Genomic DNA, 23,862 nt, shown 5'->3' with positions numbered 1-23,862 from the left:
GGTCGCATCGTTCAGAACCCAAGATTCCAGCTGTAATGGATTGTCCGCGCGCCTCTGAACCGTGGCCTGGTCCCTCCGAGAGTGGACCGGGAGCACCTCGCTGACCGGACCGCCCCCCTCCCCGTCCGGCCACGCCCCGCCAGGCCTCCCTCAGCGCCCCCAGACCCCATCCCGCCGCTCCGCTCGCCCTCGTCGCGCATCCTCGCGGACCAGTGTCGGTTTTTGCCTTGACAGCAATCGGATCTGTATTCCATAGAACCGCCGTTCAGAAGTTGATCATCATTTTCATTTTCAACATTGCAACGTCGCATCGACAGGCGGGTGACGCGGTCGCCGAAGGAACTGTCCGGCGCTTTCGCTCACAACGCTTTGCGTCATCAAGCTCGGAGCCCAGAGCCTGGTGAGCGGGACCTCTTTTTGTCGGGCTTTCTTCGTCGGGAGCTGAGGTGGCGATGGAGTCGAACCGATCCGCTGGGCGTGCGATCAGCGATCGCGGCGCAAACGAGCCTGTGACGCTGGTCGCGCTGCTCCGGCGTCGCGCGGAGCAGCGCCCGTCAGGGCACGCAACCACCTTCCTGGTCGACGGGGAGGCGGACGCCCGCGCGATGACGTACGGCGAGCTCGATCGGCGGGCGCGCGCGCTCGCGGCGGAGCTCCAGGCCGACGCGCGGGCGGGTGACCGCGCGCTCCTCCTGGTGCCGCCGGGGCTCGACTTCATCGCCGCTTTCTTCGGCTGCCTCTACGCGGGGCTCGTCGCGGTGCCCGTCCCTCTGCCGCAGCGCAAGAGCGGGCTGATGCGCGTGCTGGCCATCGTGCGCGACTGCCGGCCGAGCGTCGTGCTCACCACCGAGGCGTTCCTGGGCGCGGTGACGATGCTCCGCGACGACCCGAGCTTCGCCGAGCTGAGCCACCTGCGCTGCATGGCCGTCGACACGATCCGGGACGGCCAGGAAGACGCGTGGCGAGCGCCGCGCGTGACCGCCGAGACCGTGGCGTTCCTCCAGTACACGTCGGGCTCGACCGGGACGCCCAAGGGCGTGGTGCTCACGCACGGCAACCTGCTGCGCAACGAGCTCATGATCCAGCGCGCGTTCGCGCACACCGCGGAGAGCGTGATCGTCGGGTGGCTGCCGCCGCACCACGACATGGGGCTCATCGGCAACATCCTCCAGCCGCTCTACGTGGGCGTGCCGTGCATCCAGCTCGCGCCCGAGCACTTCCTGATGAGGCCGCGGCGCTGGCTGGAGGCGATCTCGCGCTACCGGGCCACGACGAGCGGCGGGCCGAACTTCGCCTACGAGCTGTGCATCCGCAAGATCCCCCCGGAGCAGCGGGAAGGGCTCGATCTCGGCTCATGGAAGGTGGCCTTCAACGGGGCCGAGCCGATCCGGGCGGCGACGCTCGACCGCTTCGCCGAGGCGTTCGCGCCCGCGGGGTTCCGGCGCGAAGCGTTCTATCCCTGCTACGGGCTGGCCGAGGCGACGCTGCTCGTGACCGGCGGAGCGGCCGACGCGCCGCCCGTCGTGCGCGCCGTCGACCGCGCGGGTCTAGCCCAGGGACACGCGGTGTTCGAGCCGCGCAGGCCAGAGGACGGTGTCGCCCTCGTGGGCTGCGGGGGATCACCCGCAGGCGACGAGGTGCGGATCGTCGATCCAGAGACGCTCAGGCCCTGCAAGGACGAGCGCGTCGGGGAGATCTGGGTCGCCGGAGCGAGCGTGGCCCAGGGCTACTGGGAGCGGCCGGAGGAGACGGCGCTGACGTTCGAGGCCCGGCTCTCCACGGGAGAAGGGCCGTTCCTGCGGACCGGCGATCTCGGGTTCTCCTCGCGCGGCGAGCTGTATGTGACGGGCCGGCTCAAGGATCTGATCATCGTCCGCGGGCGCAACATTTACCCGCAGGACATCGAGCTCACCTCGGAGGAGAGCCACCCGGGCCTCCGCGCCGGCGGCGGCGCGGCGTTCTCGGTGGACGTCGACGGCGAGGAGCGGATCGTCATCGTCCAGGAGCTCGGGCGGCGCGCGCCCGCGTCGGAGCCGGCGGAGCTCGGGGCGGCGATCGAGCGCGCCGTGGCCGACCGGCACGAGGTCGCGGTCCACGCGGTCGTGCTCATCAAGCCGGGGAACCTGCCGCGGACCACGAGCGGCAAGGTGCAGCGGAGGGCGTGCCGCGCCCGGTTCCTGGACGGCTCCCTGGACGCCGTGTGGCAGTCGACGCGCGTCGACCGCGCGCCGCGCGCGGAGGCCGAGAGCGCGGAGCCGCCGCAAACGGCGCTGGAGAGCGCGCTGGCAGGCATCTGGGCCGAGGTGCTGGGGCGCGGGCGGGTCGGCCGCAGCGAGGAGTTCCTGAGCCTGGGCGGCGATTCGCTGCGGGCCATGCAGGTGAGCGGCCGGGTGAGCGAGGCGCTGGGCGTCGACGTGGGACCGGCGCAGCTCTTCGAGTCGACGACGGTCGCGGCGCTCGCGGCCTGGATCGAGGCGAGGCAGGCCGGCGCGTCGACGGACGGATCGACGGGCAGACCCGCGGCGCTCGCGCCGGTGGAGCGGCCGGAGCGGCTGCCGCTGTCCCTCGTGCAGGAGCGCCTCTGGTTCCTGGAGCAGCTGGTCGCGGGGGCGCCGGTCTATCACATCGCGGCGGCCGTGCGGCTCGCCGGGGCCCTCGACGCGGGGGCGCTCGAGAAGGCGGTGACAGAGCTCGCGGCCCGCCACGAGGCCCTTCGCACGAGCTTTCCCTCCGTCGAAGGGAGGCCCGTCCAGCGGATCACACAGCCCGCGCCGGTCGCGCTGCCGCTGGAGGACATGAGCGCTCTTGCAGAGGAAGCGCGGGAGTCCGCCCTGCAAGCGCGCCTGCGCGAGGAGGCGCGGCGCGCGTTCGACCTCGCCGAGGCGCCGCCCGTGCGCTGGACGCTCCTCCGCACGGGCGAGCGAGAGCACGTGCTCTCGGTCACCTGCCATCACCTCATCGCGGACGGCTGGTCGATGAACGTGCTCCTGCGGGAGCTCTCGCTGCTCTACGGCGCCTTCGCCGCGGGGCGGCCCCCGGCGCTCGCGCCGCTCGCGCTGCAGCAGGCGGATCACGCGCTGTGGCAGCGCCAGAACGAACAGGCGGCAGCGCGCGAACGGGAGCTCTCGTACTGGCGCGACCGGCTGAAGGGGCCCGTGCCTCCCCTCGAGCTCCCCACCGATCGGCCGCGGCCCGCGGTCCAGACCTACGCGGGGGCGCGCGAGGAGCTCGCGCTGCCGCCGGAGCTCGTGGCGCGGCTGAGCGCGCTCGGGCGGCGGACGGGCGCCACGCTGTTCACGATCGTGGCGGCGGGGCTCTTCTCGCTGCTGCACCGGTACACGGGCCAGAGCGATGTGTGCATCGGGACGCCGGTGACCGCGCGGCCGCGGGCGGCGCTGGAGGGCGTCGTCGGGTGCCTGCTCAACACCCTGGCGCTGCGCGTCGATCTCTCGGGGAATCCGAGCGTCACCGAGCTCCTCGCCCGCGTCCGCGCGGCGGTCCTCGAGGGGCAGGCGCACCAGGAGGTGCCGTTCGAGCGCGTCCTCGAGGCGCTGTCCCTCGAGCGGAACCTCAGCCACACGCCCCTGTTCAACGTGATGATCGCCATGGATCCCGCGCCCGAGCAGGCGCCGGAGATCCCCGGCCTGTCGATCGGCGCGCAGCGGGTGGACACGGGCACGGCCCAGTTCGATCTGGCGCTCAACCTGGTCCCCGACGGCCAGGGAGCGCGCGGCGCCTGGGAATACAACACCGATCTCTTCGACGGCGCGACGGTCGCGCGGATGACACGGCACCTCCTCGCCCTCATCGAGGGCTTCGTCGCCACTCCGGAGATCCGGCTGGCCGATCTGCCGATGATGGATGCGGCCGAACGAAGGCAGGTCCTCGTCGGCTGGAACGCGACCGAGCGCGCGACTCCGGACGAGCGGCGCGTCCACGAGCTCTTCGAGGCGCAGGTGGAGCGGGCGCCGGACGCCGCGGCGGTGATCTTCGATGAGGAGCGGCTGAGCTATCGAGAGCTCAACGAGCGCGCCAACCAGGTGGCTCACGCGCTCAGGAAGCGCGGCGTGGGGCCGGACGTGCTCGTGGCCATCGCGGCAGAGCGCTCCGTCGAGCTCGTCGTCGGGCTGCTCGGCATCCTCAAGGCCGGCGGCGCCTACGTGCCGATCGACCCGGAGTATCCCGCGGACCGCATCGCGTTCATGCTCGAGGACGCGGGAGCGCCGGTCCTGCTGAGCCAGCGGTCCGTGGCGTCGCGCCTGCCGGCGCACGGCGCCCAGGTACTGTGCCTGGACGCGGATCGCGCCGAGATCGACAGGGAGCCGACTGGCAACCTCGCGACCCCGCTGTCGCCGGACAACCTCGCTTATACGATCTACACCTCCGGCTCGACCGGTCGACCCAAGGGCGCCGGCAACAGCCACCGGGGCCTGCTCAACCGCCTGCAATGGATGCAGGAGCGCTACGGCCTCACCCGGGATGACCGGGTGTTGCAGAAGACGCCCTTCAGCTTCGATGTCTCGGTCTGGGAGTTCTTCTGGCCCTTGATGATCGGCGCTGGCCTCGTCGTCGCCAGGCCCGGCGACCACCGCGACGGCGAGCGGCTCGTCGAGCTGATCACGCGGAACGACGTCACCACGCTGCACTTCGTCCCGCCCATGCTCCAGGCCTTTCTGGAGGCGCCGGGCGCGGCGTCGTGCCGGTCGCTGCGCCGGATCATCTGCAGCGGCGAGGCGCTGCCGGCGGAGCTCGCGCGGCGGTGCTTCGAGCGGCTCGAGCAGGCAGAGCTGCACAACCTCTATGGCCCGACCGAGGCCTCGATCGATGTGACGTCCTGGGCCTGCGAGCGAGGGGACACCTCCGCCTCGGTGCCCATCGGGTACCCCATCGCCAACACCCAGATCTACCTGCTCGACCGCCACGGCCAGCCCGTGCCCGCGGGCGTCGCCGGCGAGCTCCACATCGGCGGCATCGGCCTCGCCCGCGGCTATCACCGTCGGCCCGCCCTCACGGCGGAGCGCTTCGTGCCCGATCCGTTCGGCTCCGCCCCGGGAGGGCGCCTGTACAGGACTGGCGATCTGGCGCGCCACAGGCCCGACGGAGCCATCGAGTTCCTCGGCCGCCTCGACTTCCAGGTCAAGATCCGCGGCCTGCGCGTCGAGCTCGGTGAGATCGAGGCCCGCCTGCTCCAGCACCCCGGCGTCGGCGAGGCCGTCGTCCTCGCCCGCGACGAGGCCCACGGCGGAAAGCGCCTCGTCGCCTACGTCGCCGGCCGCGACGGCGCGGCGCTGGAGCCCGAAGCGCTGCGCGCCTGGCTCGCCGAGGCGCTCCCAGCCTACATGGTGCCAGCGCCCATCCTCGTGCTCGACCGCATGCCGCTGTCGCCCAACGGCAAGGTCGACCGCCGCGCCCTGCCCGCGCCCGAGCAGCTCGACGCGCCCGCCAGGGCCGTGACGCCGCCGCGAACCGACCTGGAGCGCACCATCGCGGCGCTCTGGCGAGAGGTGCTGTCGGTCCCGCAGCTCGGCATTCACGACAACTTCTTCGATCTGGGCGGACACTCGCTCTTGCTGGCCAAGGTCCACAGCCGGCTGCGCGACACGGTGGACCGTGATCTGCGGCTGCTGGTCCTGTTCCAGCACCCCACCATCGCCTCGCTCGCGGCGGCGTTGAGCCGGGATCCCAGCGCCAAGACGACGCCGCCGGGCGGAGCGCCGGAGGGCGAGCGGGCGAGAGCCGCCCAGCAGCGACGCGGAGAGATCTTCGCGCGTCGGCGCGGCGGACTGGAGACCAAGAAATGACCACACCGACCAGCGGCGAGCCCCGCCCGGGCCTGGACATCGCGATCATCGGCATGGCCGGGCGCTTCCCTGGCGCGCCGGACGTGGCGACGTTCTGGCGAAACCTCTGCGCGGGCGTCGAGTCCGTCTCGATCCTCACCGACGAGGAGCTCCGCGGCGCGGGCGTCGACCCCGCGCTGATCGCGCGGCCCGAGTACGTGCGGGCGCGCGCGGTGCTCGACGACATCGAGATGTTCGACGCGGAGCTCTTCGGGTTCACGCCGCGCGAGGCCGCGGCGCTGGATCCGCAGCACCGGCTGTTCCTGGAGTGCGCGTGGGAGGCGTTCGAGAGCGCCGGGATCGACCCCGAGCGCGCGGGCGGCCCGGTCGGCGTGTACGCCGGATCGAGCCTGAGCGGGTACCTGGCCCACCTCTTCCCCGACGGGCCGCGCCTGCAATCGGCGGCGGACGTCGCGGCGCTCCTCGCGCTCGACAAGGACTTCCTCACGACCCGCGTGTCGTACAAGCTGAACCTGGAAGGGCCGAGCATCGCCGTGCAGACGGCGTGCTCCACGTCGCTCGTCGCCGTGCACCTGGCCTGCCAGGGGCTCCTCGGCGGCGAGTGCGATCTGGCGCTGGCGGGCGGCGCCTCCGTCAGCGTCCCGCAGAAGAGCGGTTACCTCTACCAGGAAGGCGCGATCGCGTCGCCCGACGGGCACTGCCGCGCGTTCGACGCAGGCGCCCGCGGCACCGTCGGCGGCAGCGGCGTCGGCGTGGTCCTCCTGAAGCGGCTCGACGACGCCATCGCAGATCGGGACGCGATCATCGCGGTCATCAAGGGATCGGCCATCAACAACGACGGCCGGGCCAAGGTCGGGTACACGGCGCCGCGCGTCGACGGCCAGGCGCGCGCGATCCGCGCGGCGCACGCGGCCGCGGGCGTGGACGCGGACTCCATCACGTACGTGGAGGCGCACGGCACCGGGACGCCGCTCGGCGATCCGATCGAGATCGCCGCGCTCACCCAGGTGTTCCGCGCGACGACCGACCGGAAGGGCTTCTGCGCGATCGGCTCGGTGAAGACCAACGTCGGGCACCTGGACGCGGCCGCGGGGGTCACCGGGCTGATCAAGGCGGCGCTGGCCGTGGCCCACGGGAACATCCCGCCGAGCCTGCACTTCCGCGCGCCGAACCCCGCGCTCGACCTCGAGAACAGCCCCTTCTGCGTGGCCGCCGAGCTCGCGGCGTGGTCGACCCCCGGCGCGCCGCGCCGCGCCGGCGTGAGCTCCTTCGGCATCGGCGGCACGAACGCGCACGTCGTCCTCGAGGAGGCGCCGCCCCCGCCGGAGGCGGACCCGCCCAGGCCGTGCGAGCTGCTCGTGCTGTCGGCCCGGTCGAGCGCGTCGCTCGAGCGCCTGACCGACGCGCTCGCGGAGCACCTGGGGACCCACGGCGATCTCGAGCTCGGCGACGTGGCGCACACGCAGCAGCTCGGGCGCCGGGCGTTCGGCCACCGCCGCGCCGTGGTGTGCCGCTCGCGGGAGGAGGCAGCGCGCGCGCTGCGCGATCGCAGCGACGCGGTGCGCACCGGCGGGCCCGCGGCCGGGCCGCGGCCGGTCGCGTTCCTGTTCCCCGGGCAGGGTACCCAGCGGCCCAACATGGGACGCGATCTCTACGAGACCGAGCCCGTGTTCCGGGCCGAGGTCGACGCCTGCGCTGCGCTGCTCCAGCGCCACCTGGGCACGGACCTCCGGGCGCTGCTGTTCCCGGCGCCCGCGGACGTCGAGGACGCGGCGAGGCGGCTCGACCGGACGTCGATGACGCAGCCGGCGCTGTTCGTCGTGGAGTACGCGCTCGCCCGGCTGTGGATGGCCTGGGGCGTGACGCCCGACGCGATGCTCGGGCACAGCGTGGGCGAGTACGTGGCCGCCTGCATCGCGGGGTGCCTGTCGCTCGAGGACGCCGTGGCGCTGGTGGCGGCGCGGGGGCGGCAGATGGAGGCGACGCCGGACGGGGCGATGCTCGCGGTGTCCGCGGCCGAGGCGGACGTCGCGGGCTGGCTCGGCGACGAGGTCGCGCTGGCCGCCGTCAACGGGCCGCGGCAGTGCGTGCTGTCCGGAAGGGCGGCGGCGATCCAGCGGGTCGAGCAGGAGCTCGCGGGCCGGGGGATCGAGGCGCGCCGGCTGCGCACGGCGCGCGCCTTCCACTCGCACCTGATGGACGGCGCCCTCGCGGCGTTCCGTGAGGCGGTGGGCAGGGTCACGCTGCGCACGCCGCGCATCCCGTGGATCTCGAACGTCACCGGGAACTGGATCACCGCGGCCGAGGCGCAGGACCCCGCATACTGGGTCCAGCACCTCCGAAGCACGGTCCGCTTCGCCGATGGTGTGCGGGCCCTGCGGGAGCAGTCGGAGCGGATCTTTCTGGAGGTCGGGCCGGGGCAGACGCTCACGGCGCTGAGCCGGCAGCTCGCGGCGGAGTCGCTGGCGCTCGCGTCGATGCCCATGGGGCGCGCGCCTGGAAACCAGGGCGCGGCGGGGGCGGCGCTGCTCGACGCGGTCGGACAGGTCTGGGCGGCCGGCGCTGCGGTGGACTGGGCAGGCCTGCAGGCGGGGCGACGCCGGCGGCGCGTCGCGCTGCCGGCGACCCCGTTCGAGCGAAAGCGGTACTGGCTGGAGCGGCCCGACGCGAGGGGGGCGACCTCAACCTCGGTCGGTTCGACCTCAACCTCGGTCGGTTCGACCTCAACCTCGGTCGGTTCGACCTCAACCTCGGTCGGTTCGACCTCAACCTCGGTGCGGGCGTCGTCCGATCTGGATGGATTTTTCTACGTCCCATCGTGGAAGCGCTCCCCCCTGGAACCGCTCGCACCCGCGGCTGACGCGGACGAGGCGCACTGGCTCGTCTTCACGGACGAGGAAGCGATCGGCCACCGGCTCGTGGAGCGGCTCGAGCGCGCCGGCCGGCGGGTCACCCGTGTCCGGAGCGGCGAGCGCTTCGAGCGCATCGCGGAGCGCTCCTTCACGCTCCGCCTGGACCAGCCCGAGGACTACGCCGCGCTCATCCGCGACCTCGGCGCAAGCGCGGGGCCGCCCACGCGCGTCGTGCACGCCTTCAGCCTCGGCGATCGGCGCGGCCACCACGACGCCACACGAGAGACGCAGCTCGACCCGGACGCGTTCCGCGAAGCGCAGCGCCGCGGCTCGGCCACCCTGCTCTGGCTGGCACGGGCGCTGGGCCAGCAGCCCGGCGGCGCCCACCTCGTCGCCCTCGCCAGCGGCCTGCACGACCTGACCGGCCGGGAATCCCTGCGCCCCGAGCACGCCCCGCTCCTCGGCGTCTGCAGGAGCGTCCCGCTGGAGTACCCCCACGTGCGCTGCCGCGTGATCGACCTCGAGGCCCCCGTCCCGGACACCTCCGAGGCCGATCGCCTCGTCGAGCGGATCCTCGCGGAGGCGCGCTCCGACGCCGCCGACACCGTCGTCGCCTACCGCGGCCACCACCGCTGGGCGCCCGCCGTCGAGCCGGTCGCGCTGAGGCCAGCCCAGGCGGCGCCCCCCTTGCTGCGAGAGCGCGGCGTCTACCTCATCACGGGCGGGCTGGGAGGCATCGGCCTCTGGCTCGCGGACCACCTCGCCCGCACGACGCGCGCGCGGCTCCTCCTCACGGGTCGCTCGGCCCCGACCGACGAGCAACGCGCGCGGCTCCTCGCGCTCGAGCAGGCCGGCGCCGAGGTGGTCGCGCTGCGCGCCGACGTCGCCGACGCCTCGCAGATGCGCGCCGCCGCGCGCGAGGCGATCGACCGGTTCGGCGCCCTGCACGGCGTGATCCACGCGGCCGGGGTCGCCGCCGGCGGGCTCATCGACCGGCTGACCGCGGACACGCTGGACGCGGAGCTCAGCCCCAAGGCGCTCGGCGCGCTGGCGATCGACGAGATCGCCCGCGCCCTGAAGCCGGATTTCGTCCTGCTCTGCTCCTCGATCACCGCGCTGAGCGGCGGCCTCGCCCACGCAGGCTACGCGGCCGCCAACGCGTTCCTCGACGCGTACGCGCAGGCCTGCGCGCGCAGGGCCGGGCCGTACACGGTCTCCGTCAACCTCGATCGGTGGCGCAACGTCGGCATGGCGGCCCGCGCCGAGGCGCGCCTCCTCGCCCTCGGGATCGACGACGTGATCCGCGACGGGATGAGCCCGGAAGAAGGCCTCCAGGTCTTCCACCGCGTCCTGAGCCAGGCGGCGCTGCCGCAGGTGATCGTCTCGGTACGCCCGCTCCACGGCCTGCCCAGCGACGACGAGGGCGCCGCCCTGGCGCGGCGGCTCGGCGCTGCGGCAGGCCGCAGCCACGAGCCGCCCCGGCGCGCCGAGGCAGCGGCCGCCAGCGCAGCCGAGGGCCTGTCGCCCGAGGCGATCACAGCGCAGGTGACCGCGATCTGGGCGCGGGCGTTCGGCATCGATCCCATCGATCCCAGGAAGGACTTCTTCGCCCTCGGCGGCGAGTCGCTCCTCGCCCTGCAGATCCTCAACCGCGTCCGCGAGGCGTTCCAGGTGGAGGTGCCGCTCCGCGAGTTCTTCGAGCGGCCGACCATGGCCGCGCTCGCGGAGCGCATCCACGAGGCGCGCGGCCAGGCGCCCGCGGGCACGAGCCCCGAGCCGGCGCTGGTCGCGCTTCCGCGGACCGCGCGGCGGCTCCCCGGCGCCGGAGGCCCGAAGGCGCCGGCGCGCCCGGACGGCGAGCCGGTCCCCGCGAAGGAACCGAAGGAGGACGGGCGATGAGCGTGCTCGGCTTCCTCGTGCGCCGCGACCTCCGGCGCCTCCTGCTCGCCATCGCCGCCGGCGCGATCAGCGGGCTCGCGGGCGCTGGCATCATCGCGCTCGTCCAGGAGGCGCTCTCCGCGGACGGCCGCCCCGCCGCGCGGCTCGCGTGGGCGTTCGCGGCGCTCGCCGTCCTCGGCGTGCTGAGCAAGGCCGTCTCCCAGGTGCTCCTGACCCGGCTGGGACAAGCCATGATCGCAGAGCTGCGCATGCAGCTCGGCAAGCGCATCCTCGAGGCGCCGCTGCGCCGCATCGAGCAGATCGGCCCCCACCGGCTCCTGGCGGCGCTCAACGACGATCCGGCCGTCATCACGCAGGCGTACGTCTTCCTGCCCCTCCTCTGCGTCAACGTGGCCACCGTCCTCGGCTGCCTGGCCTACATCGGGCGGCTCTCGTGGTCGGCGCTGGCGATCGTGCTCGGCGCCATGGCGCTCGGCGCCGTGCTCTTCCGGGCGCACAACGGGCGCGCGATCCGCTCTTTCACGCGCGCCCGCGAGACGAGCGACGCCCTGTTCCAGCACTTCCGCGCGCTCACGGGCGGGATCAAGGAGCTCAAGATGCACGGCGGGCGCGGGCGGGCGTTCATGGAAGGCGCCCTCGGCACGAGCCTCGCGACGTACCAGCGGGACTTCGTGGCGGGCACGACCGAGTTCTCCGTCGCGATCGGCTGGGGCACGCTGCTCTTCTACGCGATCCTCGGGCTGACGCTCTTCGCCCTCCCGGCCTGGGCAGGGCTGACGTCGACGGCGATGTCGGGCGTGGTGCTGGCGATGCTGTTCCTGCTGACGCCGTTCGCGCAGACGGTCGAGCTCCTGCCCGCGGTCGGGCGCGCCAGCGTCGCGCTCTCGAAGGCGAACGCGCTCGGCCTCTCGCTGACGCCGGAGCTCACGGGCGCCGCGCCACAGCCGCCGCGCAGCGGCGCGGAGGGCGCGCCCGCGGCGTGGAAGCGCCTCGAGCTGGCCGGCGTCACGCACCGCTATTACCGGGAGAAGGAAGACGGGAGCTTCCAGCTCGGGCCCATCGATCTGACCTTCCGGCCCGGCGAGATCGTGTACCTCGTCGGCGGCAACGGCAGCGGCAAGACGACGCTGTCTCTCCTGCTCCTCGGGCTCTACACGCCGGAGTCCGGCGAGATACGGCTCGACGGCGTGCCCATCGACGACGCGGGCCGAGAGCGGTACCGGCAGCTCTTCTCGGTCGTCTTCGCGGAATACCACCTCTTCGAGAGGCTGCTCGGCCTCGGCGGCCCCGACCTCGACGAGCGCGCCCGCCGCTACCTCGAGCGGCTGCAGCTGGATCACCGGGTGCGCGTCGAGGAGGGCGCCCTCCGCGTGACCGGGCTGTCGCAGGGGCAGCGCAAGCGCCTCGCCCTGCTCACCGCCTACCTCGAGGACCGGCCGTTCTACGTCTTCGACGAGTGGGCCTCCGACCAGGACCCGCAGTTCCGGAAGATCTTCTACACGGAGCTCCTGCCCGAGCTCCGGGCGAGGGGGAAGACCGCCCTCGTCATCACGCACGACGACCAGTACTTCGCGCTCGCGGATCGCTGCCTGCGGCTCGACTTCGGCCGCCTGACCGAGCTGCCCGCGGCCCCCGCCGGGGACGGCGAGGAGCCGCGAGCGGCGCGGGAAGCGCTCGCCGCGAGCGCCCGCGCCGACGAGGGCGGTCGGGCTCGCTCCGCGGAGGTCCACCGCCTCCACGCCGAGCAGCAGCAGGTCGCGCTGGAGCCGGGTGTGCGCGGCCACGCGGTGCTGAAGGCAGCGGAGCAAGAGATATGAGGCGCAACGTCCGCTCACTCCTCCTCTCGGCGCTCGCCTCGCTGGCGCTCGCCGGCTGCGCGGAGAGGACCCAGGGCACCGCCCGCGCCCCGGCGCCGCGCGCCGACAAGGCAACGACGTTGGCCGGCCTGGAACACGCGGTGACGGTCACGTCCGATCACCTCGGGATCCCCAGGATCCGCGCCGCCTCGCGCCTCGACGCCCTGCGGGCGCTCGGCGTCGTCACGGCGCGCGATCGGCTGTTCCAGATGGACCTACTCCGGCGGAGCAGCGCGGGGCGGCTCGCGGAGGTCCTCGGGCGCGATCTGGTGGAGGCCGACGCCCAGCAGCGGTCCTACGGCGTCCCGAAGGCCGCGGCGGCGATCCTCTCGCGCCTGCCGGAGCGCCAGCGCGCCGCGCTCGACGCGTACGCCGAGGGCGTCAACGCCTATCTCCGGAGCGCGGAGACGCTGCCCGTCGAGTTCCAGGAGCTGGGCTATCGGCCCGAGCCGTGGCGCTCGGAGGACAGCGTGCTCGTGGTGCTGGGGATGTTCAACGCCCTCAGCGCCACCGAGGACCTGGAGCGGACGCGCACGGTCCTGACACGCACCCTCCCGAAGGGCGTGACGTCCTTCCTGCTCGACGACACGGACCCTTACACGAGGTCGCTGCTCGGCGCGCAGGCGCCCGCGTCTCCGCCGCTTCCGCGCGAGGAGCTGCGCGCGCTGGTGGCGCAGAGCCGAGGGGACCACGCGCGGACCGCCGGGCTGCTCAGCGAGGACGCCGGCGAGGCGCCGGTGGGCTCGAACGGCTGGGCGGTGGCCGGCCAGAGGACGCGAGACGGCCGCGCGATCCTCGCGAACGACATGCACCTCGAGCTCGGCGTGCCCAACATCTGGTACCGCGCGGAGCTCCGTTATGGCGACACGGAGCTCGCGGGCGTCGTGCTGCCCGGCTTGCCCATCGTCATCGTGGGGACCAACGGCCACGTCGCCTGGGGGATGACCAACCTCGACGGTGATGTGAGGGATCTCGTGCAGATCGAGGGCCGCCCCGAGCACCCCGACGAGTACCGGACACCCTCCGGGTGGAGGCGGTTCGACGTCGCAGAGGAGACGATCAAGGTCCGCGGCGAGCCCGACGTCACCGTCACGGTCCGCAGCACGATGTGGGGCCCCGTCTCGCCGCGGCCGCTCCTCGGAGCGCCGGTCGCGGTCCGCTGGACGGCGCTCGATCCGGCGGGGGTCGACCTCGGGCTCCTGGAGATGGATGAGGCCCGGAGCGTCGATGAGGCGGCCTCCGTGATGAACGCCGCCGGCGGGCCCGGGTGCAACATCCTCCTGGCCGACCGGCGCGGCCGCGTGGCGTGGACGGTCACCGGGCGCCTGCCCCGGCGCCGCGGGTTCGACGGCTCGGTCAGCGTCTCCTGGGCAGACGGGCGCGCGGGCTGGGACGGATACCTGCCGCCCGCCGCGCTGCCGCGCGCCGTGGATCCCCCGTCGGGGTTCGTCGTCAACGCCAACCACCGCATGCCGCTCGGCGAGGGCGCGCCGGCGCTCGGCCGCGACTACGCGAACGGCTACCGCGCCTACCGCATCACCGAGCGCCTGCGCGAGGCACGACAGGTCACCGAGGCGGACCTGCTCGGGCTGCAGCTCGACACCCGCGCCGAGTTCTTCGGCTTCTACCGCGACGTCGCGCTGCGCGCGCTCAGCGAGGAGGCCGTGTCGAGACGGCCAGCGCTCGCCGAGGCGCGGCGCGCGCTCCTGGCATGGGACGGCCGGGCGGACGTGTCCAGCGTCGGGCTGCCGCTCCTTGCGCGCTTCCGGCGCGTCCTGGCCGACGAGGTGTTCGCCGCGTGGCTCGGCGCGAGCCGCGCAGCGGAGCCGACCCTGGAGCTCGCGCCGCCGGACATCGACACGCCGCTGCAGCGCGCGCTCGGCGAGCGGTCGGCCGATCTCGTGCCCGCGCCGGAGGGCAGCTGGGACGCCTTCGTCCTCGCGGCGCTGGAGAAGGCCATGACGGCTGTCCAGCGGCAGCACGGCGGGCGACCCCTCGATCAGCTCGAGTGGGGCGCGGTGAGCCGGGTGCGGATCGCGCACCCGCTCGGCGCGGCGCCGGAGCTCGCCGCGCGCCTCAACATGCCCGACGAGCCGCTCCCGGGCTGCATCACCTGCGTGCGCCTGGTGGGCCGCACGCTCGGCGCCAGCGAGCGGCTCGTGGTCTCGCCGGGCCACGAGGCGGAAGGAATCCTGCACATGCCCGGCGGGCAATCGGGCGATCCGAGGTCGCCCCACTACCGCGATCAGCAGCGCGCCTGGGTCGACGGGCGCCCGCTGCCGCTCCTTTCGGGGGCGGCCACACACACGATCACGCTCGTTCCCGAGCGCCCATGACATCGATCACCACATCTCGAACGGAGGAGTCCATGGCCAGCGAAGAACATGAAGACAACACCATTTACAAAGTCGTCGTGAACCACGAGGAGCAGTACTCGATATGGCCCGAGTACAGGGAGAACCCCCTCGGCTGGCGTGACGCGGGCAAGGCCGGCACCAAGGCAGAGTGCCTCGATCACATCAAGGAGGTCTGGACCGACATGCGTCCGCTCAGCCTCCGCAAGCAGATGGAGGAGGGCCGGTCGCCGTGACCGACTCGAGCGCTTTGTCAGCGCCGCGCGAGGCGCCGCGAGGGACGCCCGCGGACACCGCGCTCCGCGAGGCCGCGGGCCTCTCGCGGTCCTGCTTCCCCGGCGGCGCGCTGCCGCTGGTCGTGAGCCCGCTCGGCCGCGGCGATGTCAGCGTCCCCGCGCTCGCCGCGGCCATCCGGGCGTGCGCGGAAGAGGAGCTGATCCGGCACGGGGCGGTGCTGTTCCGCGGCTTCCCGGTCCGATCGACCGCCGACTTCCACGCCTTCGTCCGGCTCGTGACGCCGGATCTGCTGGACTACACGTTCGGGTCGACGCCGCGCTCCCACGTGCAGGACCGCATCTACACGTCGACGGAGTACCCCGCTCACCAGCACATCCCGCTTCACAACGAGCAGTCGTACACGCTCGATTGGCCGCTCAAGATCTGGTTCCACTGCGCGGTGGCCGCGCCCGAGGGCGGCAGCACCCCGATCGCGGACAGCCGCGAGGTCTTCCGGCGCATCCCGGCCCGGCTACGCGAGCGATTCGCGGCGAAGAAGGTGATGTACGTCCGCAACTACGGCAACGGCCTGGACCTGCCGTGGCAGAAGGTCTTCGGCACGAACGACCGGGCCGAGGTCGAGCGCTTCTGCCGGGCGGCAGGCATCGAGTGCGTGTGGAAGGCCGACGGCGAGCTGCGCACGCGCCAGGTGTGCCAGGCCGTGGCCACCCACCCGCGCACCGGAGAGCACGTGTGGTTCAACCAGGCCCACCTGTTCCACGTCTCCAACCTGGAGCCGGCCGCGCGAGAGGCGCTCCTCTCGATCTTCGCCGAGGAAGACCTGCCCCGCAACGCCATGTATGGAGACGGATCGCCCATCGAGGGCGCCGCGCTCGACGAGATCCGCGAGGTGTACAGGCAGCTCGCCGTGGAGTTCGCCTGGCAAGAGGGCGACGTGCTCCTCGCGGACAACATGCTGGTCGCTCACGGGCGCGCGCCATTCCGCGGCCCGCGCAAGGTCCTTGTCGCCATGGCCGAGCCGTACCGGGCCAAAGCCTCCTGAGGTTCTTTCATGCTTGAGGATGTCTTCGTTTTTCCGATGAGCTTCGCCCAGGAGCGGCTGTGGTTTCTCGCCCAGCTCGATCCGGAGAGCGCTTCCTACAACCTGGCCACGGCCGTGCGGCTCACAGGAGCGCTCGAGGTCTCCGTGGTGGAGCGGTGCCTCTCCGAGATCGTGCGCCGGCACGAGATCCTGCGCACGACGTTCACGGTCGTCGACGGCGAGCCCGCCCAGGTGGTCCACCCCGACATGGCGCCGCGGCTCGGGCGCGTGGACCTCGGCGCCTTGCCGGCGGCGCAGCGGGATGCGGAGCTCGGGCGCCTCATCGAGCGCGAGGCGCGGCAGCCCTTCGACCTCGTGAGCGGTCCGCTCCTGCGGCTCACGCTCCTGCGGCTCGGACCGGAAGAACACGTCCTCCTCTGGGTGGTTCACCACATCGTCTTCGACGGGTGGTCCACAGGCCTGGTCCTGCGGGAGTTCGCCGCGCTGTATGCGGCGTTCGCCGAGGGCCGGCCCGCCCCGCTCGCCGACCTGCCGCTGCAGTACGCGGACTTCGCGCACTGGCAGCGCGAGCGCGTCAAGGGCGGCCTGCTCGAGGACCAGCTCGCCTACTGGACGCGGCAGCTCTCGGGGCAGCCCCCGCTGCTGGAGCTGCCCACGGATCGCCCCCGGCCCCCGGAGCAGCGCTACCGGGGAGCGCGGCGCTCCTTCCGGGTGCCCGGCGCGCTCGCCGCGGCGCTCGGCGCGCTCGCGCGGCGCGAGGAGACGACCCTGTACGCGGTGCTGATGGCCGCCTTCCAGGCCCTCCTCGCCCGCCACGCGGGGACATTCGATATCAGCGTGGGCACGCCGGTGACGAACCGGAGCCGCGCCGAGCTGGAAGGGCTGGTCGGCTGCTTCGCCAACACCGTCGTGATCCGCGCCGATCTCTCGGGGGATCCGCCGTTCACGGCGCTGCTCGCCCGGGTCACGAGCGCCGTGCGAGAGGCGCAGACGCGCCAGGAGGTGCCGTTCGATCAGGTGGTGGAGGCCGTGAGCCCGGCCCGCGATCTGAGCCACGCGCCGCTCTGCCAGGCGATGTTCGCGCTCCAGCCGGCGGCCCGGCAGCCGCTCTCGATCACGGGCCTCGAGGTGCGCCTCCTCGACCTCGAGGTGGGCGGCGCCCAGTTCGATCTCTCGCTCGACATCGCGGCGGACGACGAGGGGCTGACGTGCGCGCTCGATTACGACACCGACCTGTTCGACGAGCGCACGACCGCGCGGATGGCCGACCATTTCCTGCGCCTCCTCGCGGGCGCGGCGGCGAGCCCGGGGACGCGCCTCTCGGAGCTGCCGATGCTCGCGCCCGAGGAGCAGCGGCAGGTGCTCGGGTGGCGGACGACAGGGGCGCCCCACCGGCCCCCGCGCGCCGTGCACCGGAGGGTCGAGGAGCAAGCGGCGCGCGCGCCCGAGGCGACGGCCGTCGTCCACGAGGGGCAGGAGATCACGTACGGCGAGCTCGATCGGCGGGCCAACCAGCTAGCGCAGCTGCTCCGGCGGCGCGGGGTGGGGCCGGAGGTCCGCGTGGGCCTCTGCCTGCCGCGCTCGATCGGGGCGATCGCCGCCTCGCTCGGCGTGCTTAAGGCGGGCGGCGCCTACGTCCCGCTCGACCCGAGCGACCCCCGGGAGCGGCTCGCCGCGAGGATCGACGGCGCCGGGATCCGCGTGGCGATCGCCCAGGGCGACGCCGAGCCGCCCCCCGGCGTGGAGGTGATCCGCCTCGACGCCGACTGGACGTGCGTGCGCGGTGAGCCCTCCGCGCCGCCGGCCGGGGAGCCGGCGCCCGAGCAGGCGGCGTGCGTCCTCGATCCCTCCGACGCGACGGGGGAGCCGAGGGGCGTCGTGATCCCGCACCGCGCGCTCGCGAGCGCCGTCGACGCCGCGGCGGCGGTCCAGGAGATCTCGCCAGGCGACCGGGTGCTGCAGCTCGCGCCGCTGACCTCCGGCGCGAGCGCCGAGGAGATCTTCCCGTGCCTCGCGCGCGGCGCGACGCTCGTGCTGCACGCCGAGGCGGCGCTCGAGTCCGCGGCCGGGTTCCTGGCGGCGTGCGGCGCGCGGGGCGTGACCTCCGCGGTGCTGCCGACCCAGCGCTGGCACCGCCTCGTCGCGGCGCTCGGCGAGGGGCTGACCCTGCCGCCGTGCCTCCGGCAGATCGTCCTCACCGGCGAGGCGCCCTCGCCCGGGCGCGTGAGCGCGTGGCGGGCGTCGCCGGGGGCCGCGCGCGTTCGCCTGCTGGGCGCGTACGGTCCGATCGAGACCGCGGCGATCGCGGCGGTCGGCAACCTGGCGGCGGCGGATCCGCGCGAGGCGCGGGCGATCCCGATCGGCCGGCCGCTCTCGAGCGCGCGGGCGTACGTGCTCGACCCCGCCGGTCAACCGGTGCCGGCCGGCGTCGTCGGAGAGCTCTACCTCGGCGGCCAGGGGCTCGCGCGCGGGTACTGGGCGCGCCCGGCGCTGACCGCGGAGCGCTTCGTCCCCGATCCCTTCGCGGAGGAGCCGGGAGCGCGGCTCTACCGGACGGGGAACCGGGCGCGGTGGCGGGCGGACGGACAGCTCGAGCTCGCCGGCCGCATGGACCACCCGGAGACGGTGCGCGGCTTCCGGATCGAGCCCGCGGAGCTCGAGGCGCGCTTGCTCGACCTGCCCGGCGTGCGCGACGCGGCCGTGATCGTGCGGGAGGACCAGCCGGAGGCGCGGCGGCTCGTGGCGTACCTCGCGGCCGGCGCGGGCGTGACGCCGGAGCAGATCCAGCGCGCGCTCAAGGAGCAGGTGCCGGACTACACGGTGCCCTCGGCGTTCGTGGTGCTCGCGGAGCTGCCCCGCACGCCGCGCGGCGCGGTCGACCGGCGCGCGCTACCGGCGCCCGTCGCGCCGAGCGGCGAGGCCGTGACGCCGCGCACCGAGGCCGAGGCGGCGCTCGCGGGGATCTGGGCGGAGGTCCTGGGACGGCGAGCCGTCGGGGTCCAGGAGAACTTCTTCGAGCTGGGCGGCGACTCGATCCTCGCGCTCCAGGTCGTCTCGCGCGCGCGGGCCGCGGGCCTCTCGCTCACGCCGCGACAGATCTTCCAGCAGCAGACGATCGCCGGCCTGGCCGCGGTGGCGACGTCGGCCTCGGCGCCGGTCGTGGAAGCGCCGCTCACGGGCGACGCGCCGCTCACGCCGATCCAGCGCTGGTTCTTCGAGCAGAGCGGGCCGAGCCCGCACCACTGGAACCAGACGGTGCTGCTCGAGCTGCGGCAGCGGGTCTCCGTCGAGGCGCTCACGGCCGCGGTCCAGGCGGTGATCGACCATCACGGCGCGCTGCGCCTGCGGTTCACGCGCGAGGCGGGCGGGTGGAGCCAGTATTTCGCGGACGCCGTCGCCGCGGAGGTCGCGCGGGTCGACCTGTCGCACCTCCCCGCCGAGGCGCAGCCCGCGGCGCTGGCCCGCGCGGCAGGGGAGCACCAGGCGCGCCTCCACCTGACCGAGGGGCCGCTCTTCCGCGCGGTGCTGTTCGATCTGGGCCCGGAGCGCCCCGGCCGCCTCCTGCTGATCGCCCACCACCTCGTCGTCGATGCCGTCTCGTGGCGGATCCTGATCGAGGATCTCCAGACCGCCTGCCGGCAGCACGAGGGCCGCGAGGAGATCCGGCTCCCGGACGAGATGGTCTCCTTCGGTGAATGGGCATGGCGCCTGGGCACGCACGCCCGGTCCGAGGCGGTGGCCCGGCAGGCGGACGCGTGGCTCGCCGCGAGCCGGCCGACGGCGGCGCTGCCCGCGGACGATCCGGCGGGCTCGTCGCTCGAAGCGGACACGGTCCATCGGACGCAGCTCCTCGGCGCCGAGGACACGCGCGCGCTGCTGCAAGCGGCGCCCGCGTACCGGATGCGCGTGGACGAGGTGCTGCTCGCGGCGTTCGCCGGAGCGCTCGCGCAGTGGACGGGCGATCCCGCCGTGCGCGTCGACCTGGAGGGCCACGGTCGCGACGCGCTGGACGAGCTGGACCTCTCCCGGACGGTCGGGTGGTTCACGAGCATCTATCCCGTCCGGCTGGAGGTCCCGGCCGACGCGGCGCCCGAGCGCGCGCTCAAGGCGCTGAAGGAGCAGCTCCGCGCGGTCCCCCGGGGCGGCGCGGCGTACGGGGTGCTCCGGTACCTGGGCGAGGACGAGCGGGCCGCGCGCCTCCGGGAGCGCGCCGCGCCAGAGGTGCGCTTCAACTACCTCGGGCGGTGGGACGACCTCTTCGCGTCGAGCGCGCTGTTCGCGCACGCCGAGGGCGAGGTCGGGCGCGACCACGATCCGCGCGCGCCGCGGCGCCACGAGCTGGAGGTCGACGCGGCCATCGTCGGCGGGCGCCTCCGGGTGATGTGGAGCTACAGCGGGGCCCGCTACCGGCCCGAGACGATGGCGCGCCTCTTCGAGGACTTCGCGGCGCGCCTGCGCGCCCTGGTCGAGCACTGCCTCGCGCCGGGCAGCGGCGGCGCCACGCCGTCGGATTTCCCCCTGGCGCGGCTCGATCAGGCCAGCCTGGACCGGCTGCTCGGGCCCGGGCGCGACGTCGAGGACGTCTATCCCCTGAGCCCACTCCAGCAAGGGCTGCTCTTCCACAGCCTGTGGGAGCCCGGCTCGGGCGTCTACGTCCAGCAGGTCACGTGCACGCTGGACGGGGCGCTCGACGTCGACGCGTTCCGCCGGGCCTGGGAGGCCGTGATCGAGCACCACGGCGCCCTGCGCACCACCTTCGCGTGGGAGGGCGCCGACGAGCCGCTCCAGATCGTGCGGCGCGGCGCGGCCGTGGAGATCGAGGTCGAGGACCTCCGCGGCGCCGGGGACGAGGAGCAGCGGGCGCGCCTGTCGGCCCGCATCGAGAAGGATCGCGCGAGGGGCTTCGATCTGGCGCGGGGCCCGCTGACGCGCGTCTCGCTCCTGCGCCTCGGGGACGAGGTCCACCACGTGCTCTGGAGCCACCACCACCTCCTCCTCGACGGGTGGGCGGCGGCCCTCGTGCTGCGAGACGCCTTCTCCGCCTACGACGCCCTGCGCGCCGGCCGCGCGGTCGCGCTGCCGGCCCGGCGCCGCTACCGCGAGTACATCGCCTGGCTGCGCGAGCGGGACGCGGGCGCGGACGAGCCGTTCTGGCGAGGCGCGCTGTCGGGCTTCAGCGCGGCGACGCCGCTGCCCCTCGAGCGCCCGGCGCGCGAGGCGTCCGAGGCGCCGGCCGAGGGGAAGAGCGGTTACGGGGCGAAGTTCGTCTCGCTGTCGGAGCCGGCCACGGCGCGCCTGCAGCGCTTCGCGCAGCAGCACCACGTGACGTTGAGCACGCTCGTCCAGGCCGCGTGGGCGCTCCTGCTCAGCCGCGCTGCCCGGAGCGACGATGTGGTCTTCGGCGTCACGGTGGCCGGGCGATCGGCGCCGCTCGCCGGGATCGACGCCATGGCGGGGCTCTTCATCAACACGCTGCCCCTGCGCGTGGCGGTGCCGCAGGCCGCGACCGTCACAGGCTGGCTGCGCGATCTCCTGACGACGACCACCGAGCTCGGCCCGCACGAGCACACGCCGCTGTCCCAGACGCGGGCCTTCAGCGCGGTGCCCGCGGGACAACCGCTGTTCGAGAGCCTGCTGGTCTTCGAGAACTATCCCACCGATCCTCGGACCCTGCAGGGCTTGCCCGGGCTCGGGGTCCGCGACGTCGCGTTCACGGACCAGACCAACTACCCGCTCACCCTGCTCGCCCTGCCGGGAAATCGGCTCCAGCTCTGCCTGTCCTACGACAGGCAGCGGTTCGACGAGGAGAGCGCCGCTCGCCTGCTCGACCTCGTGGAGGTGGCGCTCGGGCAGCTCGTCCGCCGCCCCGAGGCGCGGGTCGGCGAGCTGTCGCTCCCCGGTGAGCTGGAGTCCCGGCGCGTCGTGACCGAGTGGAACGCGACCGAGAGGGCATATCCGGGCGAGCGGCTCGTGCACGAGCTGTTCGAGGCGCAGGCCGAGCGGACCCCCGACGCGACCGCCGTGATCTTCGGCGAGCGGCGGCTGAGCTATCGAGAGCTCAACGTGCGCGCCAACCGCGTGGCCCACGCCCTGCGCCGCCGCGGCGTCGGGCCCGACGTGCTCGTGGCCATCGCCGCGGAGCGCTCGATCGAGCTGGTCGTCGGCCTCCTCGGCATCCTCAAGGCCGGCGGCGCCTACGTGCCCATCGACCCGGATTATCCGGCCGACCGCATCGCGTTCATGCTCGACGACGCGGCCGCCTCCGTCCTGCTCAGCCAGTGGCCCGTCGCCTCCCGCCTGCCGCCGCACCGCGCCGAGGTGCTCTGCCTCGACGCCGATCGCGCCAAGATCGACCGCGAGCCCGCGACCAACCCCGCTGTCGCGGTCTCGCCGGACAACCTCGCTTACACCATCTACACCTCGGGCTCGACCGGCCGGCCCAAGGGCGCCGGCAACGGCCACCGCGGCCTGCTCAACCGGCTGCAGTGGATGCAGGAGCGCTACGGGCTCACCCCGGATGATCGGGTGCTCCAGAAGACCCCCTTCAGCTTCGATGTCTCGGTCTGGGAGTTCTTCTGGCCCTTGATGACCGGCGCGGGCCTCGTCGTCGCCAGGCCCGGCGATCACCGCGACGGCGAGCGGCTCATCGAGCTCATCACACGCAACGCCGTCACCACCCTGCACTTCGTCCCACCCATGCTCCAGGCCTTCCTGGAGACGCCCGGCGCCGCGTCCTGCAGGTCGCTGCGCAGGGTGGTTTGCAGCGGCGAGGCGCTGCCGGCCGAGCTCGCGCGGCGGTGCTTCGAGCGGCTGCCCGACGCCGAGCTGCACAACCTCTATGGGCCCACCGAGGCGTCCATCGATGTGACCTACTGGGCCTGCCAGCGACAGGACACGTCGGCCTCGGTGCCCATCGGGACACCCATCGCCAACACCCAGATCTACCTGCTCGACCGCCATGGACAGCCCGTGCCGGTGGGCGTCGCCGGCGAGCTGTACATCGGCGGCGTCGGCCTCGCCCGCGGCTATCACCGGAGGCCCGCGCTCACCGCAGAGCGCTTCGTGCCCGATCCGTTCGGCGCCGCCCCCGGAGGCCGGCTCTACCGCACCGGCGATCTCGCGCGCCACCGGCCCGACGGCGCCATCGAGTTCCTCGGCCGCCTCGACCACCAGGTCAAGATCCGCGGCCTGCGCATCGAGCTTGGCGAGATCGAGGCGCGCCTGCTCCAGCACCCGGATGTGCAGGAAGCCATCGTGGTCGCGCGCGATGAGGCCCACGGCGGCAAGCGCCTCGTCGCCTACGTCGCCGGAAAGGGCGGCGCCGCGCCGGAGCCGGCGCCGCTGCAGGCCTGGCTCGCCGAAGCGCTGCCGGCCTACATGGTGCCCGCGCCGATCCTCGTGCTCGACCGGCTGCCGCTGTCGCCCAACGGCAAGGTCGACCGGCGCGCGCTGCCCGCGCCGGACGCGGCGGCGGCGGCGCGCCGCGCGTACGTCGCGCCGCGGACCGAGGCGGAGCGGATCCTCGCCGAGGTCTGGGCGGAGGTGCTGCACCGCGATCGGGTCGGGATCGAGGACAACTTCTTCGAGCTCGGCGGCGACTCGATCGTCACGTTGCAGGTCCTCTCGCGCGCCTTCCAGCGAGGGCTTCAGCTGACGCCAAAGCAGCTCTTCGAGAACCCCACCGTGGCCGAAGCCGCGGCCGTGGCGACCGTGGCCGCCGCGCCGGCGCCGCCCGAGCCGCCGCGGGACCCCGAGACCCCTGACGCCGGCCTCTCCGCGGAAGAGTGGAGCGATCTCCTGGACGAGCTCCAAAGGTGAACC

Annotated in this window: 7 protein-coding genes; all 7 read left to right on the top strand. The window is 73.9% G+C overall.

The features are described from left to right. Positions 1-452: 452 nt before the first annotated feature. The 7 genes from WMF39_RS44710 (at position 453) to WMF39_RS44680 (ending at position 23,859) form a co-directional block, all read left to right on the top strand. Positions 453-5,801 carry an amino acid adenylation domain-containing protein gene (locus tag WMF39_RS44710; protein WP_437742531.1) on the top strand — a complete coding sequence of 1,783 codons (5,349 nt, stop codon included), beginning with the start codon at positions 453-455 and terminating at the stop codon, positions 5,799-5,801. Continuing rightward, on the top strand, positions 5,798-10,552 hold the full coding sequence (locus tag WMF39_RS44705) for a type I polyketide synthase (RefSeq protein WP_437742530.1): 4,755 nt from the start codon (positions 5,798-5,800) through the stop codon (positions 10,550-10,552). Before WMF39_RS44710 ends, WMF39_RS44705 begins: the two co-directional genes overlap by 4 nt. Beyond that, positions 10,549-12,369 carry a cyclic peptide export ABC transporter gene (locus WMF39_RS44700; protein ID WP_437742529.1) on the top strand — a complete coding sequence of 607 codons (1,821 nt, stop codon included), beginning with the start codon at positions 10,549-10,551 and terminating at the stop codon, positions 12,367-12,369. Before WMF39_RS44705 ends, WMF39_RS44700 begins: the two co-directional genes overlap by 4 nt. Then, positions 12,366-14,744 carry a penicillin acylase family protein gene (locus WMF39_RS44695; RefSeq protein ID WP_437742528.1) on the top strand — a complete coding sequence of 793 codons (2,379 nt, stop codon included), beginning with the start codon at positions 12,366-12,368 and terminating at the stop codon, positions 14,742-14,744. Before WMF39_RS44700 ends, WMF39_RS44695 begins: the two co-directional genes overlap by 4 nt. A 32-nt stretch (positions 14,745-14,776) precedes the next feature. Further along, the gene (locus tag WMF39_RS44690; protein WP_437742527.1) at positions 14,777-14,998 is read left to right on the top strand and encodes an MbtH family protein; all 222 of its coding nucleotides are present in this window, start codon (positions 14,777-14,779) and stop codon (positions 14,996-14,998) included. A 110-nt stretch (positions 14,999-15,108) separates the two neighbouring features. Further along, positions 15,109-16,041 (top strand): TauD/TfdA family dioxygenase, encoded by a 933-nt coding sequence (locus WMF39_RS44685; protein ID WP_437748113.1) that lies wholly within the window; start codon positions 15,109-15,111, stop codon positions 16,039-16,041. A 9-nt stretch (positions 16,042-16,050) separates the two neighbouring features. Next, positions 16,051-23,859 carry an amino acid adenylation domain-containing protein gene (locus tag WMF39_RS44680; RefSeq protein ID WP_437742526.1) on the top strand — a complete coding sequence of 2,603 codons (7,809 nt, stop codon included), beginning with the start codon at positions 16,051-16,053 and terminating at the stop codon, positions 23,857-23,859. The last annotated feature ends 3 nt before the right edge of the window (positions 23,860-23,862 follow it).

Origin of the sequence: Sorangium sp. So ce1504, assembly GCF_051521635.1 — a bacterium.
Classification (GTDB): domain Bacteria; phylum Myxococcota_A; class Polyangia; order Polyangiales; family Polyangiaceae; genus Sorangium; species Sorangium cellulosum_B.
This window is presented reverse-complemented; position numbering and strand designations above follow the sequence as displayed.

Excerpts from the sequence above, each read along its gene's own strand:
- WMF39_RS44710 (WP_437742531.1), top strand. The coding sequence starts at position 453 with ATGGAGTCGAACCGATCCGCTGGGCGTGCGATCAGCGATCGCGGCGCA.
- WMF39_RS44695 (WP_437742528.1), top strand. The coding sequence starts at position 12,366 with ATGAGGCGCAACGTCCGCTCACTCCTCCTCTCGGCGCTCGCCTCGCTG.
- WMF39_RS44700 (WP_437742529.1), top strand. The coding sequence starts at position 10,549 with ATGAGCGTGCTCGGCTTCCTCGTGCGCCGCGACCTCCGGCGCCTCCTG.
- WMF39_RS44690 (WP_437742527.1), top strand. The coding sequence starts at position 14,777 with ATGGCCAGCGAAGAACATGAAGACAACACCATTTACAAAGTCGTCGTG.
- WMF39_RS44705 (WP_437742530.1), top strand. The coding sequence starts at position 5,798 with ATGACCACACCGACCAGCGGCGAGCCCCGCCCGGGCCTGGACATCGCG.
- WMF39_RS44680 (WP_437742526.1), top strand. The coding sequence starts at position 16,051 with ATGCTTGAGGATGTCTTCGTTTTTCCGATGAGCTTCGCCCAGGAGCGG.